Genomic DNA, 3,434 nt, shown 5'->3' with positions numbered 1-3,434 from the left:
AATTATGCTCTTTAACAATCTGGAACAAGCTGAAAATTGAAACAACGCACATTGTTTATCGCTTAAACAATGTGAGAGTCTCTCAAAATTTCAAACCTGAAATTTTCGGTCATTCAAACGAGTGGCATGAGCGAGCAGGGTGAAATTCAAGGCGGACAGCGCGCAGCAAGCGCAGCGTACAGGAGTACGTGAGCATTGCGAGCACTGCCCAACGCAGAAGTTCACCACGCACAGCCATGACAGTCAGGTGATCGTTGAAACAATTTCGGGTTGTGAGGTTAAGCGACTAAGCGTACACGGTGGATGCCTAGGCAATCAGAGGCGATGAAGGACGTGCTAATCTGCGAAAAGCGTCGGTAAGGTGATATGAACCGTTATAGCCGACGATGTCCGAATGGGGAAACCCAGTGCAATTCGTTGCACTATCGTTTGATGAATCCATAGTCAAACGAGGCGAACCGGGGGAACTGAAACATCTCAGTACCCCGAGGAAAAGAAATCAACCGAGATTCCCCTAGTAGCGGCGAGCGAACGGGGAGCAGCCCAGAGTCTTAATCAGCATCAGCATCAGGAGAACGGTCTGGAAAGGCCGGCAATAAAGGGTGATAGCCCCGTATCCGAAGGTGTTGGTGTTGTGAACTCGACGAGTAGGGCGGGACACGTGTTATCCTGTCTGAATATGGGGGGACCATCCTCCAAGGCTAAATACTCCTGATTGACCGATAGTGAACCAGTACCGTGAGGGAAAGGCGAAAAGAACCCCGGCGAGGGGAGTGAAATAGAACCTGAAACCGTGTACGTACAAGCAGTGGGAGCCTTGATTTATCAGGGTGACTGCGTACCTTTTGTATAATGGGTCAGCGACTTATATTCTGTAGCAAGGTTAACCGAATAGGGGAGCCGTAGGGAAACCGAGTCTTAACTGGGCGAATGAGTTGCAGGGTATAGACCCGAAACCCGGTGATCTAGCCATGGGCAGGTTGAAGGTTGGGTAACACTAACTGGAGGACCGAACCGACTAATGTTGAAAAATTAGCGGATGACTTGTGGCTGGGGGTGAAAGGCCAATCAAACCGGGAGATAGCTGGTTCTCCCCGAAAGCTATTTAGGTAGCGCCTCGTGAACTCATCTTCGGGGGTAGAGCACTGTTTCGGCTAGGGGGTCATCCCGACTTACCAACCCGATGCAAACTACGAATACCGAAGAATGTTATCACGGGAGACACACGGCGGGTGCTAACGTTCGTCGTGAAGAGGGAAACAACCCAGACCGCCAGCTAAGGTCCCAAAGTCATGGTTAAGTGGGAAACGAAGTGGGAAGGCTCAGACAGCCAGGATGTTGGCTTAGAAGCAGCCATCATTTAAAGAAAGCGTAATAGCTCACTGGTCGAGTCGGCCTGCGCGGAAGATGTAACGGGGCTAAACCATGCACCGAAGCTGCGGCAGCGACATGTAAATGTTGTTGGGTAGGGGAGCGTTCTGTAAGCCTGTGAAGGTGTGCTGCGAGGCATGCTGGAGGTATCAGAAGTGCGAATGCTGACATAAGTAACGATAATGCGGGTGAAAAACCCGCACGCCGGAAGACCAAGGGTTCCTGTCCAACGTTAATCGGGGCAGGGTGAGTCGACCCCTAAGGCGAGGCAGAAATGCGTAGTCGATGGGAAACAGGTTAATATTCCTGTACTGGTGATAATTGCGATGGGGGGACGGAGAAGGCTAGGCTGGCCGGGCGACGGTTGTCCCGGTTTAAGGATGTAGGTGGGTGAATTAGGCAAATCCGGTTCGCTATACACTGAGGTCTGATGACGAGTCACTACGGTGGCGAAGTAGCTCATGCCCCGCTTCCAGGAAAAGCCTCTAAGCTCTAGATTATCATTAATCGTACCCCAAACCGACACAGGTGGTCAGGTAGAGAATACTCAGGCGCTTGAGAGAACTCGGGTGAAGGAACTAGGCAAAATGGTGCCGTAACTTCGGGAGAAGGCACGCTGGCATTAGGTGAAGTGGTTTACCCATGGAGCTGAAGCCAGTCGCAGATACCAGCTGGCTGCAACTGTTTATTAAAAACACAGCACTGTGCAAACACGAAAGTGGACGTATACGGTGTGACGCCTGCCCGGTGCTGGAAGGTTAATTGATGGGGTTATCCGTAAGGAGAAGCTCTTGATCGAAGCCCCAGTAAACGGCGGCCGTAACTATAACGGTCCTAAGGTAGCGAAATTCCTTGTCGGGTAAGTTCCGACCTGCACGAATGGCGTAATGATGGCCAGGCTGTCTCCACCCGAGACTCAGTGAAATTGAACTCGCTGTGAAGATGCAGTGTACCCGCGGCAAGACGGAAAGACCCCGTGAACCTTTACTATAGCTTGACACTGAACATTGAGCCTTGATGTGTAGGATAGGTGGGAGGCTTTGAAGTGTGGACGCCAGTCTGCATGGAGCCAACCTTGAAATACCACCCTTTAATGTTTGATGTTCTAACGTTGCCCCATAATCTGGGGTGCGGACAGTGTCTGGTGGGTAGTTTGACTGGGGCGGTCTCCTCCCAAAGCGTAACGGAGGAGCACGAAGGTTGGCTAAGCATGGTCGGACATCATGCGGTTAGTGCAAAGGCATAAGCCAGCTTGACTGCGAGAGTGACGGCTCGAGCAGGTACGAAAGTAGGTCTTAGTGATCCGGTGGTTCTGAATGGAAGGGCCATCGCTCAACGGATAAAAGGTACTCCGGGGATAACAGGCTGATACCGCCCAAGAGTTCATATCGACGGCGGTGTTTGGCACCTCGATGTCGGCTCATCACATCCTGGGGCTGAAGTAGGTCCCAAGGGTATGGCTGTTCGCCATTTAAAGTGGTACGCGAGCTGGGTTTAGAACGTCGTGAGACAGTTCGGTCCCTATCTGCCGTGGGCGTTGGAAGATTGAAAGGGGCTGCTCCTAGTACGAGAGGACCGGAGTGGACGCACCGCTGGTGTTCGGGTTGTCATGCCAATGGCACTGCCCGGTAGCTAAGTGCGGAAGAGATAACCGCTGAAAGCATCTAAGCGGGAAACTTGCCTTGAGATGAGTCTTCCCTGACTCTTTAAGGGTCCTAAAGGAACGTTTAAGACGAAGACGTTGATAGGCTGGGTGTGTAAGCGTAGCGATACGTTGAGCTAACCAGTACTAATGAACCGTGAGGCTTAACCTGACAACACCGAAGGTGTTTTAGAGAGACGATTGTTGAAGCGCACGAGAGAGTGGTGCGAGAAATCAGCTTGTTCAAGATTGCAGTTCTGGTTTGCGGTGTCGACGCGAACGGGAACGAACCGAATTTGTCTGGCGGCAATAGCGCGGTGGTCCCACCTGACCCCATGCCGAACTCAGCAGTGAAACGCCGTAGCGCCGATGGTAGTGTGGGGTCTCCCCATGTGAGAGTAGGGAACTGCCAGACATCAAA

2 rRNA genes are annotated in these 3,434 nt (G+C 52.0%); both read left to right on the top strand.

Features of this window, described 5'->3' with window-relative positions:
* The first annotated feature begins 276 nt into the window (after positions 1–276).
* Positions 277–3,185, top strand: a 23S ribosomal RNA gene (locus PSE69_RS19550).
* A 127-nt stretch (positions 3,186–3,312) separates the two neighbouring features.
* Positions 3,313–3,428: ribosomal RNA gene (gene rrf / locus PSE69_RS19545) — 5S ribosomal RNA — on the top strand.
* Positions 3,429–3,434 lie beyond the last annotated feature (6 nt).

Origin of the sequence: Providencia sp. PROV122 (genome assembly GCF_028482365.1) — a bacterium.
GTDB classification, from domain to species: Bacteria; Pseudomonadota; Gammaproteobacteria; order Enterobacterales; family Enterobacteriaceae; genus Providencia; species Providencia stuartii.
Note: the sequence above shows the minus strand (reverse complement) of the source record. Positions and strands in the feature narration are given on the sequence as shown.